A 14,317-nucleotide genomic window follows, 5' to 3' on the forward strand; every position below is an offset into this window, starting at 1 on the left:
GCGCCCGAGCCCACGCTCGGGCGGCGGCGCGCAAGCGCCGCAGCAGGTGGTCGGGCAGCAGGCTCGACTCTTCCCCTGTCCCGCGCGCACCATGGGGGCCTGTCCGAAACGATGGGCCATCATGCAGAGTTCCGCTGTAACTTCCCGCGTCGAGGCGTTCTGCCAGCGCTTTGGCATTTCCGTTCCGATCCTGCTGGCACCGATGGCCGGTGCCTGCCCCGTACCGTTGTCCGCCGCGCTGGCCAATGCCGGCAGCATGGGGGCGATGGGCGCGGTGCTGTCGTCGTCGGCCGACATCGGTCGCTGGATGGAGGACTTCCGCGCGACCTCCACCGGCCCGGCGCAGGTGAACCTGTGGGTGCCGGACCCCGCACCGAGCCGTGATGTCGCTGCCGAGGCCGCCAGCCGCGCTTTCCTCGCGCAGTGGGGCCCGGACGTGCCGGCCAGCGCCGCCGACGCCACGCCTGCCGATTTCGAAGAACAGTTCGCTGCGTTGCTTGCGGCACGCCCGGCGGTGGCCTCGACCATCATGGGCGTGCTGCTGCCGCGCCACGTGCAGCAGCTGAAGGACGCCGGCATTGCCTGGATCGCCTGCGCGACCACCTTGTCCGAAGCGCGTGCCGCACAGGACGCCGGTGCCGACGCCGTGGTGGCGCAGGGCATGGAGGCCGGTGGCCATCGCGGTGCGTTTGATCCGGCAATGGCCGAACGCCAGCTGGTCGGGCTGTTCGCGCTGTTGCCGCGCCTGGCCGATCACCTGCAGATTCCGGTGATCGCTGCCGGTGGCATCGCCGATGGCCGTGGCATTGCTGCCGCACTCACCCTGGGGGCCAGCGCCGTCCAGATTGGCACCGCCTTCCTGCGCACGCCCGAGGCGGCGATCGCGTCGGCGTGGGCCGATGGGCTGGCCGCCAGCGAACCGGAAGATACCTGGCCGACGCGCGCGTTCAGCGGCCGCCTTGGCCGTGGCCTGGCGACCGCGTATGTGCGCGCCGCTGCTGCCGAAGGCGCCCCTGCGCCGCGCCCGTACCCGGTGCAGCGTGGCCTGACCGCGCCGATGCGCAAGCAGGCCGTGCAGGAAAATCGCCTGGCGGCGATGCAGGCCTGGGCCGGGCAGTCGGCGTGGATGGCGCCTGCACAGCCGGCCGCCGACGTGCTGCGCGGCATGTGGGAACAGGCGCAGGCGCTGCTGCGATGAGGGTCACCTGCAATGGCCAGCCGGCGCAGGTGGCGGACCTGCTGCCGGCGCTGGTGAACTACGGCCACTTCACCTCGCTGCAGGTGCGTGGTGGTGCAGTGCAGGGGCTGGACCTGCATCTGGCGCGGCTGTCGCAGGCCACGCGCGAACTGTTCGGCAGCGAACTGGACACGGTGCAGGTGCAGGCGTGGATGTCGCAGGCGCTGCGGCAGGCCGGCCTGGCCGATGCCTCGCTGCGGGTGACGGTGTACTCGCGCCGCTTCGATTTCCGCAATCCGCTGGCGGCCGTGCCGGTGGACGTGCTGGTGGCAGTTTCAGCGCCGGTGGCCCTGGCCGCGCCCAAGCGCGTGCGCAGCGTGGCCTGGCAGCGCGAAATGCCGCAGATCAAGCATGTGGGCACATTTGGCCTGTTTGCCGAGCGTCGCGCGGCGATGGCGCAAGGATTCGACGATGTGCTGTTCGTGACCGCCGATGGCGACGTGAGTGAAGGCAGCACCTGGAATCTGGCCGTGCACGATGGTGAACGGCTGCTCTGGCCGCAGGCGCCGGCCCTGCGCGGGACCGCTGAAACGTTGCTGAAGGAGCATTGGTCCGGCGCACAGTTGACGCGGCCGTTGGCGCTGGCAGAACTGGACAGTGTGAAGGCCGCTTTTGCCTGCAACGCCAGCGGCCTATGGGCGCTGGACGCCATCGACGGGCATGCCCTGCCAAGCTCGCAGACGCTGGCTGAACAGGGCAGGGCGGTGCTGGCGGCGGTGGCTTGGCAGGGGCTGGGGTCAGATCCCTTTTGCGCCGCAAAAGGGATCTGACCCCAAGCGGCCCCCCCGGGGTTGGCTCGGCCGGGCTCTGCCGCTATAATCGCCCGCTTACCTCGCCATCCTGGCGACTGGGCAATAGGAAAAACACCATGGTCAAGATTCGACTGACCCGCGGCGGCGCCAAGAAGCGTCCGTTCTACCACATCATCGTCACCGACGTGCGCAGCGCGCGCGACGGCCGCAACATCGAGCGCGTTGGCTTCTACAACCCGGTTGCCCAGGGCGCCGAGAAGCGCATCGAGCTGGACCTGGCCCGCGTTGACCATTGGGTCAAGAACGGCGCCCAGCCGACCGACAAGGTCCGCAACCTGATCAAGGAAGCGACCAAGTCCCAGGCCGCTGCGGCCTGATCCTGACGGGCCACGCTTCGGCGTGGCCCTCTTGGTTGAAGCAGATGAAAGATATCGAGCGCCGCATCCTGCTGGGCAGGGTTGTCGGCGCTTTTGGTGTGCGCGGCGAAATCAAGCTCGAGTCCTGGACCGAGCCACGTTCCGCCATTTTCCGTTACCAGCCGTGGATCGTGCGCAGCCCGTCCGGCGTGGAAACCACGATTGAAGGTGTGCGTGGCCGCGACAGCGGCAAGCACCTGGTCGCCCGTTTCCCCGGCGTCGAGGACCGCGATACCGTCGAAGCGATGCACGGCACCGAGATCTACGTGGCCCGCAGTGCATTGCCGCCACCGAAGCCCGATGAGTACTACTGGGTGGACCTGGAAGGCCTGGACGTGAAGACCACCGAGGGCGTTGCCCTGGGCCAGGTCTCGCACCTGTTCAGCACCGGCGCCAACGACGTGGTGGTGGTCCGCGGTGATCGCGAGCGGATGATTCCGTTCGTGCAGCCGGACTTCGTCAAGTCGGTCGACTTCGAGGCCAACCTGGTCGTGGTCGACTGGGATCCCGAGTTCTGAGCGTGAGCATGCGTTTCGACGTCATCACCCTGTTCCCCGAGTTCCTCGCCCAGTCCGCCGGACTGGGCGTGGTCGGGCGCGCGCAGGAGAAGGGGCTGTTCAGCCTGCACGGCTGGAACCCCCGTGATTACGCCGAAGGCAACTACCGCCGCGTGGACGACCGTCCGTTCGGTGGTGGCCCGGGCATGGTGATGCTGATCGAGCCGTTGCAGGCCTGCCTGCAGGCGATCCGTGAGGCCGATCCGACCCCGGCGCGGGTGATCTACCTCAGCCCGCAGGGGGCGCCGCTGACCCAGGCCAAGGTGCGGGAACTGGCGGCGCTGCCGCGCGTGGTCCTGCTCTGCGGCCGCTACGAGGGCATCGACGAGCGTTTCCTGGAGGCCAATGTCGACGAGGAGATCTCCCTCGGCGACTACGTGCTGTCCGGGGGTGAACTGGGCGCGGCGGTGATCATCGACGCCGTGGCCCGCCTGCAGGACGGTGCCCTGAACGACGCCGAATCGGCGGCGCAGGACAGCTTCGAGGGCGACCTCGGCCTGCTCGACTGCCCGCATTACAGCCAGCCGGCCCAGCACCCGCTGGGTGACGTGCCGGACGTGCTGCGCTCGGGCAACCACGCGGCCATCGCCGCCTGGCGTCGCCAGCAGTCGCTGCTCCGGACCGCCGAGCGGCGCCCGGACCTGCTGGATGAACAGGCACTGGGCAAGGCCGACCGCAAACTGCTGGAGCAGGGCCGTCAGGCCCGGAACCAGAAGGCCAGCCCCTAGCGCAGGGTCGGCTTTATCGGCTATCATGGCCAATTCCCGTCGGCCCTGGTCGGCGCGCGCAGTACCCAAAACAAACGTGCAGCACAGTCCGGTGACTGCATGAGCCTACGTTGTCGATACGACACGCCCACCCGAACAAGAATCGGTGTAACCCATGAGCAAGCTGAACAAGTCCATCGTCGCGGAATTCGAATCCGCCCAGATCACCCGTGAACTGCCGAAGTTCAGCCAGGGCGACACCGTTGTCGTCAACGTGAAGGTGAAGGAAGGCAGCCGCGAGCGCGTGCAGGCCTACGAAGGCGTCGTCATCGCCACCAAGAACGCCGGCCTGAACTCCTCGTTCACCGTCCGCAAGATCTCGCACGGCTACGGCGTCGAGCGCGTTTTCCAGACCCACAGCGCCATCATCGACTCGGTCGAAGTGAAGCGTCGTGGTAAGGTCCGCGCCGGCAAGCTGTACTACCTGCGTGGCCTGGAAGGCAAGGCTGCCCGCATCAAGGAAGACCTGGCTGCCGCTGCTGCCGCCAAGGCTGCCCGTCTGGCCGACAAGGCCTGATAAACAACTTCGGTTGTTGCCGCGACGGCCACCTTCGGGTGGCCGTTTGCGTTTCCGGCATCGCGTCGGCCACGATCAGGTGATGAACGACATCAACCTTCGCTATCCGGCCGTGATCCAGTCGGCGTTGCGCTTTCTCGACGACAAGGGGCTGGCACGCGTGCAATCGGCGCCGTTGCTGCATCGCCTGTTGTGGCGCCTGGGCATCGCACTGCCGCCACCGATCCTGGCCGGCTTTGGCACCAACGCGTTGGTGCAGGGCCTGCTGTTCGGGCTGTTCTGGACCGCGCTGATGTGGCTGATGCTGTGGCAGGGCAGCGAACGTCCGCTGGTGCTGTTGCTGGTGGCCGGTCTGGTGGCCGGTCTGGTGGCCGGCGCGCTGTTCGGCCTTGTGATGGCGGCGCTGATGCGCTCGCTGCGCCGCCACCGCAAGCTGCCGGATTGGCGCCAGTTCCGGGCGCGGCAGGCGGACTGAGCCGATGGCGCACTGCGCCGTGACCGCTGGCTACGGGCCGCGCTAGGCTGCGGTTTCATCCCGATGGACGTGCCGTGCGATGCCTGCCAAGCGAACCGCACCTTCCACCGCGCCCACGCTGTTGTCCGGCGGCAACCCCCGGATCGCCAAGGGCGAGGGCGATGCTCCGGTGCAGGCATACATCGCCGCCATGCCGGACTGGAAACGCCCGGTCGGCGCACAGCTGGATGCGTTGATCGAACGGGCCGTACCCGGCGTGCACAAGGCGGTGAAGTGGAACTCGCCGATGTATGCGGTGGCGCCGGGCGAAGGCTGGTTTCTCAGCTTCCATTGCTTCACCCGCTACATCAAGGTGGCGTTCTTTCGTGGCGCGGTGCTGAAGCCGATGCCGCCCGAGCCGTCCAGGAGTGCCGATACGCGCTACCTGCATATCGCACAGGATGGCGCGCTGGATGAGGCACAGTTCCTCGACTGGGTGCGCCAGGCCGCTGCGTTGCCCGGCGAGCGCATGTAAGCCCACCGTTCTGATTCCTTTCCCGACGAGAACCGCTGATGGCCACGCACGCGCCGAACCCTGACGATGCCGGAACACCGGCGGCCGAACTGATCGATGCACGCATCGCCGAGCTGGGAGACTGGCGCGGCGAAACGCTGGCACGCGTGCGTGCATTGATCCATGAAGCGCTGCCGGACGTGCAGGAAGCCTGGAAGTGGCGGGGTACACCGGTGTGGGAGCACAACGGCATCCTGTGCACCGGCGAAACCTACAAGCAGGCAGTGAAACTGACCTTCGCCAACGGTGCGGCGCTGGCGGACCCGAAGGGCCTGTTCAACGCCAGCCTGGAGGGCAACACGCGGCGTGCGATCGACATCCATGAAGGTGCGATGCCGGATGCCGCTGCGTTCAAGGCGCTGCTGCGCGCAGCGGCGGCGTTCAATGCGGCGAAGAAGAAACGGTAGAGCCGGCCGCTGGCCGGCTGTTGCGCGATGCTGCTGGAGAGGTGTGAGGTTGCCGGCCAGCGGCCGGCACTACCTTGTCATTGGCCGGTCCATGAGGTTGCCGGCCGGCGGCCGGCACTACCGTGGTGGTGCGGCATCCGGGTCGGCCACCGGCGACGGCGGACTGGCCGGAATCTCCGACGGCGTCGCCAGTTCTTCGGCATGCGAGGGCTTGCCCATCATCTTCGCCTTGCGCCAGCCGCCCCAGCGGTAATACGCCAGCGACAGCAGCATCGACACCAGCGAGCTGACCGGGAAGCTCCACCAGATTGCATCGGCGCCCCAGTACGGCTGCAGCAGTTCGGCGAACGGCACGCGCACGCCCCACAGCGAGCCGGCCAGGATCAGCAGTGGCGGAATCACCGCGCCGGTGGAGCGCACCACGCCGGAGATCACGAAGCTGACGCCGAAGAACAGGAACGAGCCGATCACCACATGGTTGAGGTGGCGGGCGATGTCCAGCGCCTGGCTGGCCGGCGGCAGGAACAGCGCCAGCAGCTGGCGATCGAACACAACCAACGGCAGGATCAGCGCGCCGGTCAGCAGGAAGTTGAACAGCACGCCCTGGCGTGCGGTACCGCGCACGCGGTCCCAACGCTGAGCGCCGACGTTCTGTGCGGCCATCGAGGAGCACGCCGCGCCGATCGCCATCGCCGGCATCTGCAGGTAGTTCCACAGCTGCAGGGACGCGCCGTAGCCCGCGGCGGTGTCGGTGCCGTACTGGTTGACCATGGTCATCAGCAGGATCACCGACAGCGAGATCAGCACCATCTGCAGGCCCATCGGCACACCCTTGACCACCAGCGCCTTGAGGATGGTCATGTCGAGCTTGAACAGGCGCAGGTCGGCGCGGCCCAGCCACAGGGTGTGGCGCTTGTGCCGCATGTACAGCAGCAGGCCGGCCAGCGACAGCGTCTGCGCGACCAGCGTGGCCCAGGCCGAGCCGGCGATGCCCAGCGCGGGGAAGGGCCCCATGCCGAAGATCAGTACAGGGTTCAGCACGATGTCCAGTGCCACCGATACCATCAGGAAGCGGAACGGCGTGCGCGAATCACCGGCACCGCGCAGGGCGGCGGTGAGGAAGGCGAACGCGTACAGCGTCGGCATCGCCAGGAAGATGATCTGCAGGTAGGCCTCGGCCAATGGCAGCGAGGCGGCCGGCGTGCCCATCGCCGCCAGCAGCGGATGGGCCATGAACCAACCGGCGATGGCGATGATCACCGACAGGCCGATGAAGAAGGTGGCACTGGTGCCGACCACGCGCCGCGCCTGCGCGATGTCGCGCGCGCCGATCGCCTGTCCGATCAGGATGGTCGAAGCCATGCCGAAGCCGAACACCGAGCCGATCAGGAAGAACATGATGTTGTTGGCGTTCGCGGTGGCGGTCAGTGCCGCCTCACCGAGGAAGCGCCCGACCCAGACCGCATTCACCGAACCGTTCAGCGACTGCGCGATGTTGCCTGCCAGGATCGGCAGGGAAAACAGCAGGAGATTGCGGCCGATCGGGCCGGAGGTCAGGTCAAGCGGCGCTTTGGCCATGGAGTGGTGATCGAATCCCGGGAGGCGCACACTAGCACCAAGCCGGTTTGCGGGATGTGGCAATGCATCAACGACTGCAGGTGAAGTGGAGCCTGGCGCTGGCCTTGATCAGCGTCGTACTGGCCGCATGTTCGACAGGTGACCGGCTGGGCGATACCCAGGTGCGGCCCACCGACCGGCCCGAGTGCCTGGTCGGCAGCCAGCGCCAGGATCTTTCTGCCGGCGTACCCACCCTGATCGGGGGCAGCGGCTGCCGCACCGACCCCGACAACCCGCGTCCCCTGAACAAGCGAACGGAGTAGTCCCTGCCGATGACCGAGCTTTCCCCGCTGCCGCCCAGTGTCCGCCTGGACATCTGGCTGTGGGCGGCCCGTTTCTTCAAGACCCGCAGCCTGGCCAAGCAGGCCATCGAGACCGGCAAGGTCAGCGTGGCTGGGCAGCGCCCGAAATCCTCACGCGCGGTGCGCGTCGGCGAGCAGCTGCAGGTGGATCGCGGCGAGGAGCATTTCGAGATCCAGGTGCTGGGGCTGAGCGATCAGCGCGGGCCGGCGCCGGCGGCGCAGCAGCTGTATGCCGAGAGTGAGGCCTCCAGGGCCCGCCGCGCCGAGCAGCGTGCGCTGCGCATCGCCGCACGCGATGGTTTCCAGCCGCCGGAGCACAAGCCGGACAAACGCGCACGGCGGTTGATCCGCGCGCTCGGCGATATCGACGCGTTGTAAGTTGCAGGGCGCCAGACCGGGTCCGGCGCCCCCTTGGCTCAGCGCTTGCCGCCCAGCAGGCTGCCGCCGATCTTCAGCAGATCGCCCACGCCGAGCTGGCCGTCACCGTCCTGGTCCAGCACGCTGCCAAGCAGGCCGCCGGCAAGACCACCCTGTTGCTGCACCTGCTGCTTTTCCTGGCCGAGGGCCTGGCTGAGCGAGCCGGCATCGGCCTGGCCACCACCGAGGCGCTGGGCGAGGAAGGCCATCACGATCGGTGCGAGGATCTGCAGCAACTGGCTGGTACGGCCGCTGTCGAGCTGGGTGGCCTGGGCCAGGCCGGTTTCCACCTTCTGCTGGCTGCCGCCGAAGATGTGGCCGAGGATGCCGGCACCGTCGCTGGCGGCGCCACCGCCACCGCCGCCCAGTACCGAGCCGAGCACGCTGCCCAGGTCCAGGCCGCTGTGGTTGTTCTGCAGTGCACCGAGCAGCGCCTGTGCGCCCTGCGGCTGCGAGGCGTTGTTGCCCAGCGCGCCCATCAGCACCGGCAGCGCGGCACTGATCGCACCGGAGGCCTGGGTATCGCTGATGCCGAGCTGCTGCGATACCTGCTGCAGCGGGGCGCCCTGCAATTTGGCGAGAAGTTCGTCGGTCAGGCTCATCTGCGGAATCCTTGATTGGGGTTGGGCGTGCAGAAGGTACGACGCAGACCGTTAAAACGGCGACGCCGCCTCACGGGGAGGCGGCGTGGCGTTCACGGGGCAGGGCGATCAGAGCTCGATGTCTTCGGCACCCGGGGTCGCGGTGGGGAAGTCCGCTTCCGGCTGGGCCGGCTTGAACGGATCCGTTGGCTGGCTGGCCAGCGCCTTCAGCGCCGCGGCAACACCAGCGCCATAGGCCGGGTCGGCCTTGCTGCAGTTGTCGATGTGGCGCTGCTTGATGAAGTCCGGCGCATCGCCCAGGGCACGGGCGGTGTTGGCGAACAGTCGCTCCTTCTGTGCCTGGTTGTAGCTGCGGAACAACGCACCGGGCTGGCTGAAGTAGTCGGCGTCGTCCTCACGGAAGTTCCAGAAGTCGGCGTCGCCCCGGATCTTCATCGGCGGTTCGCGGTACTGCGGCTGTTCCTGCCACTGGCCGTAGCTGTTGGGTTCGTAGTGCGGCAGGCCGCCGTAGTTGCCGTCCACGCGCATCGCACCGTCGCGGTGGTTGCTGTGCACCGGGCAGCGCGCCGCGTTCACCGGAATCTGGTGGTGGTTGACGCCCAGGCGGTAGCGCTGCGCATCGGAGTAGGCGAACAGGCGCGCCTGCAGCATCTTGTCCGGCGACGGGCCGATGCCCGGCACCAGGTTGCTCGGCGCGAACGCCGACTGCTCCACGTCCTGGTACCAGTTGACCGGGTTGCGGTTCAGTTCGAACTGGCCCACTTCGATCAGCGGGTAGTCGCTCTTCGGCCACACCTTGGTCAGGTCGAACGGATGGATGCGGTAGGTTTCCGCCTCCAGTTCCGGCATGACCTGGATGAACAGTTTCCACTTCGGGAAGTCGCCCTTCTCGATCGCGGCGAACAGGTCGCGGCCGTGGCTTTCGCGGTCATGGCCGACCAGGATCTGCGCCTGCGCGTCGGTCAGCGATTCGATGCCCTGCTGGCTGACGAAGTGGAACTTCACCCAGAAGCGCTCGCTGTCGGCGTTGGTGAAGCTGTAGGTGTGCGAGCCGAAACCGTGCATGTGGCGGAAGCTGCGCGGAATGCCGCGGTCGCTCATCACCACGGTCACCTGCAGCAGGGCTTCGGGCAGCAGCGTCCAGAAATCCCAGTTGTTGCGTGCGCTGCGCAGGTTGGTATGCGGGTCGCGCTTGACGGCCTTGTTGAGGTCGGCGAACTTGCGCGGGTCGCGCAGGAAGAACACCGGCGTGTTGTTGCCGACCAGGTCCCAATTGCCTTCTTCGGTGTAGAACTTCAGGGCGAAGCCGCGGATGTCACGCTCGGCGTCGGCGGCGCCACGCTCGCCGGCCACCGTGGTGAAGCGGGCGAACATCTCGGTCTGCTTGCCGACCTTCTCGAACAGCTTGGCGCGGGTGTACTTGCTGATGTCGTGAGTGACGGTGAAGGTGCCGAATGCGCCCGAGCCCTTGGCGTGCATGCGGCGCTCGGGAATGATCTCGCGGTTGAGGTTGGCCAGCTTTTCCAGCAGCCACACGTCTTCCATCAGCAGCGGGCCACGCGGGCCGGCGGTCTTGCTGTTCTGGTTGTCCACCACCGGTGCGCCGAAGGCCGTGGTCATCGGCGTGACCGGTTCATCGCCGTGCTTCTGCTTCGGGGTAGTGCTCAGCTCGCGCTGCTGCTGGGCGCCTTCCGCAGGCGACGGCGCGGTGTGATACGGACATTTCGGGCTGTTGTTATCGGACTGGCTCATGGCTGGCTCCTGCGGGTGAAGACGGGATGGAACATCTTCACTCGACTTTAGCTAGGGCCAGATGAAATGAATAATCGAATGATCCGTTCAGTTTGATAGTTTCTGTCAATTGAAACGAAGAATCAGATTTGCCGGATCTTTCGATAGGCCTCCCGCATGGCGGCGGGAAGCCAGGGGTGCGCGCTGCGGTTACAGCAGTGCTTTCAGTCGGTACAGCGCTTCCAGTGCCTGCTTCGGCGTCAGTTCGTCCGGATCGATGGCGGCCAGTGCTTCCTGTGCCTTGTTCGACGGCGCCGCGAACAGGCCGAACTGCTGCGGTGCATCCAATGCCTGCGGCGCCAGCTCGGCGGCATGGCTCTCACCGCCGCGCTGTTCCAGCTCGGCCAGTCGACGGCGCGCCTGCGCCACGGTGGCGCGCGGCAGGCCGGCCAGTGCGGCCACCTGCAGGCCGAAGCTGCGGTTGGCCGGGCCGTCCTTCACCGCGTGCATGAACACCAGCGCTTCACCGTGCTCGACGGCATCCAGGTGCACGTTGGCGATGCCGCTGCGGCCGCCCTCGTGCTGCTCGTCGGCCAGCGCGGTCAGCTCGAAGTAGTGGGTGGCGAACAGCGTGTAGCAGCGGTTCTGGTAGGCCAGGTGGCGGGCCACCGCGTCGGCCAGCGCCAGGCCGTCGTAGGTGGACGTGCCACGGCCGATTTCGTCCATCAGCACCAGCGAATGCGCGGTGGCGTGGTGCAGGATGTAGCTGGTCTCGGCCATCTCGACCATGAAGGTCGACTGCCCGCGGGCGAGGTCGTCACCGGCGCCGATGCGGGTCAGGATGCGGTCGATCGGGCCGATCAGCGCCCGGCTGGCCGGCACGAAGCTGCCGATGTGGGCCAGCAGCACGATCAGCGCGTTCTGCCGCATGTAGGTCGATTTACCACCCATGTTCGGACCGGTGATGACCAGCATGCGGCGGTCCGGATGCAGATCCAGATCGTTGGGTTCGAACGGCTGCTCGCGCACCGCCTCGACCACCGGATGGCGGCCACGCTCGATCTTCAGGCACGGTGCCGTTTCAAGTTCCGGTCGCGACCAGTCCAGCGCCTGCGCGCGTTCGGCGAAGGCGGCCAGCACGTCCAGTTCGCTCAGCGCAGCGGCGCACTGCTTCAGCGGTTCCAGCTGCGCGCCGAGGGTATCCAGCAGCTGCTCGTACAGGTACTTCTCGCGCGACAGCGAACGGTCGCGCGCGGACAGCACCTTGTCCTCGAATGCCTTCAGTTCTTCGGTGATGTAACGCTCGGCATTGGTCAGCGTCTGGCGGCGGGTGTAGTGCACCGGCGCGCGATCGGACTGGCCCTTGCTGATTTCGATGTAGTAGCCGTGCACGCGGTTGTAGCCCACCTTCAGGGTGGGAATGCCGCTGCTCTCGCGCTCGCGCAGTTCCAGGTCAACCAGGAACTGGTCGGCATGGGTGGACAGGCGGCGCAGCTCGTCCAGCTCTTCATCGAAGCCATCGGCCAGCACGCCGCCGTCGCTCAGCTTCAGTGGCGGCATTTCGGCGATGGCGCTGGCCAGCAGCTGTGCGCACGCGTCGTGCTCGCCCAAGGCGGCATGCAGTGCCTGCAGGCGCGGTGAATCCAGCGGCGCCAGCACTTCGCGCACCGCCGGCAGCAGGCCCAGGCCATCGCGCAGGGTGGAGAAATCACGCGGGCGCGCCGAACGCAGTGCGACGCGGGTCAGGATGCGTTCCAGGTCGCCGAGGCGGCGGAACTGTTCGCGGATGTCGGCATCGCTGCCGCGATCGATCAGGGTTTCCACCGCATGGTGGCGCTGTACCAGTACCTCGCGCAGGCGCAGCGGGCGGTGCAGCCACCGGCGCAGCAGGCGCCCGCCCATCGGCGTCACCGTGCTGTCGAGCACGCCCAGCAGGGTATTGCGGGTATCGCCGTCGACGCGCGTATCCAGTTCCAGGTGGCGGCGGGTGGCGGCGTTCATCGCGATCGCCTCGCCGGCGGTTTCCATCGCGATCGAGGTCAGGTGCGGCAGGCGCTGCTTCTGGGTTTCCTCGACATAACCGAGCAGGGCGCCGGCGGCGGCGGTGGCACGTGGCTTGTCATCGATACCGAAGCCGCTCAGATCGTGCAGCTTGAAGAAGTTCAGCAGCTGGCGGCGGCCGCTGTCCGCGTCGAACAGCCACGGCGCACGGCGGCGCACGCCGGTGCGCTGGCGCAGGAAGTCGGGCCAGTTCTCCTCGTCGGGCACCAGCAGCTCGGCCGGTTCCAGTCGGGCCAGTTCGGCTTCCAGCGCGTCGTCGGTCTCGACTTCATTGACCAGGAAGCGGCCACCGGCCAGGTCGGCCCAGGCCAGGCCGTAGCCCTGCTTCGTGCGCGACAGCGCCATCAGCAGGGTGTCACGGCGCTCATCCAGCAGCGCTTCGTCGGTGACGGTGCCGGGGGTGACGATGCGCACCACCTTGCGTTCGACCAGGCCCTTGGCCAGCGCCGGGTCGCCGATCTGCTCGCAGATCGCCACCGACTCGCCCAGCGCCACCAACCTCGCCAGGTAGCCTTCATAGGCATGTACCGGCACGCCGGCCATCGGAATCGGCGCGCCGCCGGAGCTGCCACGCTGGGTCAGGGTGATGTCGAGCAGGCGCGCGGCCTTGCGCGCGTCGTCGTAGAACAGCTCGTAGAAGTCGCCCATGCGGAAGAACAGCAGCAGGTCCGGATACTCGGACTTGGCTGCGAAGAACTGCTTCATCAGCGGGGTGTGTTCGGCGGACTTTTCTTTGGACATGGGGCTCGTGAATCCGGGGCGTCCGTTCGCGCCGGAGGGCAGCGGCAACGGAGCGGGTACAGGGCCGTCCATGGTAACTGCTGGGGCACAGGGCTGCGGCTACCGGTGGCAGGCGGGTACCGCACAGCAACGGGGTCAGGCCGGGACCAGGGTGATCTGCCGGTGGCTGGCGAAGATATCCATCACGATCTCGAAGTAGGTTGGGCCCTCGCCCCGTTGCAGGGCGTCCAGCTGGCGCGCAATGGTCCGCGTGTTGAAGGTGCCCGGGGCTTCCAGCTTGGACTGCAGCCACTGGCATGTGGTAGTTCGTCCCAGTGCGGCGCGGCTGTGCTCGATATCACTCCAGATCACCGTGGCCCGCTCATGGCCGGCCAACACGCCATGGACGCCATGCAGCAGATCATCCAGGGCGTCCAGGCTTGGCGCGAGCTGCCAGTCCTCGCCGGCCATGAACACGCGGTTGATCTCCGCATACAGGCTGGGGATGTCGTGAATGGCACAGCCTTCGATCTGCAGGATGAGCGACATATGTCGACTGTAGCGTTGTTCCCTGTGCGTTGGACATGGCTGAGCGCCGGATGCTTTGCGGACCCATGCTGGGGTTTGGCAAACTACTTTGCTGAGTCAAAGTGCTCGGCACTCCCGTCGTGGCGCGCGCCGGTTTGCAGGGAAGAAAACGACGTGACCCATCGCCAATAGCAGGGCCATCAGCTGGTAGAGAGTTCGCCCGAAGTCTTCTTCTTCATTGATTGGTGCCATCGGCAGCAGGACCCCCTCGGGCGCGTTCAACTTCCACTGTCAATGATGACTGGCTGGGTGATGGAAATAGATTCTCCTCCTGTATCATCGGCAAGAAAGGTCTGGGAAATTGTTCCTGGGATGGTCAGTAACGTTGTATCTGCGTCTCCGGTGCGGTGGGGGTAGTTTGATCTGTCCCCGTTGTGAGCAGGGTGAGGTGTTGAAAGCTCAAGTAAAGGAGCGCGGCGTTCAGATATTTGTCTGCGACGAGTGCGATGCCGGGTGGTTCTCCTTCGCTGCTATAGGGGTCTCTCCGTTCAGAGACCTTGAGCGGTATCTTGAGGAAATTTCCGTCGCCCCGTCCTGGGAGTCAATTTTCGTGGACAGGCATGAGTAGAAAGTACGCAGTTTCCATGCACTCCTCGAT

At 66.9% G+C, this 14,317-nt stretch carries 16 protein-coding genes; 11 read left to right on the top strand and 5 right to left on the bottom strand.

Translation table 11 applies throughout. The features are described 5' to 3' along the window. Positions 1 to 121: 121 nt before the first annotated feature. The 9 genes from AC5JLE_RS00190 (at position 122) to AC5JLE_RS00230 (ending at position 5,681) form a co-directional block, all read left to right on the top strand. Positions 122 to 1,198 (top strand): NAD(P)H-dependent flavin oxidoreductase, encoded by a 1,077-nt coding sequence (locus AC5JLE_RS00190; RefSeq protein ID WP_241884137.1) that lies wholly within the window; start codon positions 122 to 124, stop codon positions 1,196 to 1,198. Next, on the top strand, positions 1,195 to 2,007 hold the full coding sequence (locus tag AC5JLE_RS00195) for an aminotransferase class IV family protein (protein ID WP_496064899.1): 813 nt from the start codon (positions 1,195 to 1,197) through the stop codon (positions 2,005 to 2,007). The genes AC5JLE_RS00190 and AC5JLE_RS00195 overlap by 4 nt, the downstream gene beginning before the upstream one ends. Before the next feature lie 98 nt (positions 2,008 to 2,105). Next, positions 2,106 to 2,366 carry a 30S ribosomal protein S16 gene (gene rpsP / locus AC5JLE_RS00200; protein ID WP_005415733.1) on the top strand — a complete coding sequence of 87 codons (261 nt, stop codon included), beginning with the start codon at positions 2,106 to 2,108 and terminating at the stop codon, positions 2,364 to 2,366. A 44-nt stretch (positions 2,367 to 2,410) separates the two neighbouring features. Then, the gene (gene rimM, locus AC5JLE_RS00205) at positions 2,411 to 2,923 is read left to right on the top strand and encodes a ribosome maturation factor RimM (RefSeq protein WP_010483256.1); all 513 of its coding nucleotides are present in this window, start codon (positions 2,411 to 2,413) and stop codon (positions 2,921 to 2,923) included. 8 nt (positions 2,924 to 2,931) lie between these two features. Next, on the top strand, positions 2,932 to 3,690 hold the full coding sequence (trmD, locus tag AC5JLE_RS00210) for a tRNA (guanosine(37)-N1)-methyltransferase TrmD (protein ID WP_046429552.1): 759 nt from the start codon (positions 2,932 to 2,934) through the stop codon (positions 3,688 to 3,690). A gap of 154 nt (positions 3,691 to 3,844) precedes the next feature. Continuing rightward, a complete protein-coding gene (rplS, locus tag AC5JLE_RS00215; RefSeq protein WP_005415736.1) occupies positions 3,845 to 4,246 on the top strand; it encodes a 50S ribosomal protein L19 in 402 nt (133 codons plus the stop codon). 82 nt (positions 4,247 to 4,328) lie between these two features. Continuing rightward, a complete protein-coding gene (locus tag AC5JLE_RS00220; protein ID WP_496064900.1) occupies positions 4,329 to 4,721 on the top strand; it encodes a DUF6404 family protein in 393 nt (130 codons plus the stop codon). A 79-nt stretch (positions 4,722 to 4,800) separates the two neighbouring features. Continuing rightward, positions 4,801 to 5,235, top strand: a complete 435-nt coding sequence (locus tag AC5JLE_RS00225; protein WP_032956352.1) for a DUF1801 domain-containing protein — start codon at positions 4,801 to 4,803, stop codon at positions 5,233 to 5,235. A 38-nt stretch (positions 5,236 to 5,273) separates the two neighbouring features. Continuing rightward, positions 5,274 to 5,681, top strand: coding sequence for a DUF1801 domain-containing protein (locus AC5JLE_RS00230; RefSeq protein ID WP_481479133.1), 408 nt, complete (start codon positions 5,274 to 5,276; stop codon positions 5,679 to 5,681). A 117-nt stretch (positions 5,682 to 5,798) separates the two neighbouring features. On the opposite strand, the gene AC5JLE_RS00235 is transcribed toward AC5JLE_RS00230, so the two are convergent. Beyond that, positions 5,799 to 7,259, bottom strand: a complete 1,461-nt coding sequence (locus tag AC5JLE_RS00235) for an MATE family efflux transporter (protein ID WP_100449631.1) — start codon at positions 7,257 to 7,259, stop codon at positions 5,799 to 5,801. 62 nt (positions 7,260 to 7,321) lie between these two features. On the opposite strand from AC5JLE_RS00235, the gene AC5JLE_RS00240 reads away from it, so the two are divergent. Beyond that, positions 7,322 to 7,561, top strand: coding sequence for a hypothetical protein (locus AC5JLE_RS00240; protein WP_014646407.1), 240 nt, complete (start codon positions 7,322 to 7,324; stop codon positions 7,559 to 7,561). Between the two features lie 9 nt (positions 7,562 to 7,570). After that, entirely contained in the window at positions 7,571 to 7,978 is a 408-nt protein-coding gene (locus tag AC5JLE_RS00245) for an RNA-binding S4 domain-containing protein (protein WP_014646408.1), read from the top strand. Between the two features lie 38 nt (positions 7,979 to 8,016). Here AC5JLE_RS00245 and AC5JLE_RS00250 read toward each other — a convergent pair whose 3' ends face one another. The 4 genes from AC5JLE_RS00250 to AC5JLE_RS00265 all read right to left on the bottom strand — a co-directional run bounded on the left by AC5JLE_RS00250 (position 8,017) and on the right by AC5JLE_RS00265 (position 13,680). Continuing rightward, positions 8,017 to 8,619, bottom strand: coding sequence for a DUF937 domain-containing protein (locus tag AC5JLE_RS00250; RefSeq protein ID WP_014646409.1), 603 nt, complete (start codon positions 8,617 to 8,619; stop codon positions 8,017 to 8,019). Positions 8,620 to 8,727: 108 nt separating this feature from the next. Then, on the bottom strand, positions 8,728 to 10,371 hold the full coding sequence (locus tag AC5JLE_RS00255; RefSeq protein WP_049441489.1) for a catalase: 1,644 nt from the start codon (positions 10,369 to 10,371) through the stop codon (positions 8,728 to 8,730). Positions 10,372 to 10,560: 189 nt separating this feature from the next. After that, positions 10,561 to 13,152 (bottom strand): DNA mismatch repair protein MutS, encoded by a 2,592-nt coding sequence (mutS, locus tag AC5JLE_RS00260; protein WP_111144173.1) that lies wholly within the window; start codon positions 13,150 to 13,152, stop codon positions 10,561 to 10,563. Positions 13,153 to 13,287: 135 nt separating this feature from the next. Next, positions 13,288 to 13,680, bottom strand: a complete 393-nt coding sequence (locus AC5JLE_RS00265; protein WP_100449645.1) for a barstar family protein — start codon at positions 13,678 to 13,680, stop codon at positions 13,288 to 13,290. Between the last annotated feature and the right edge of the window lie 637 nt (positions 13,681 to 14,317).

It is taken from the genome of Stenotrophomonas sp. (assembly GCF_059505245.1).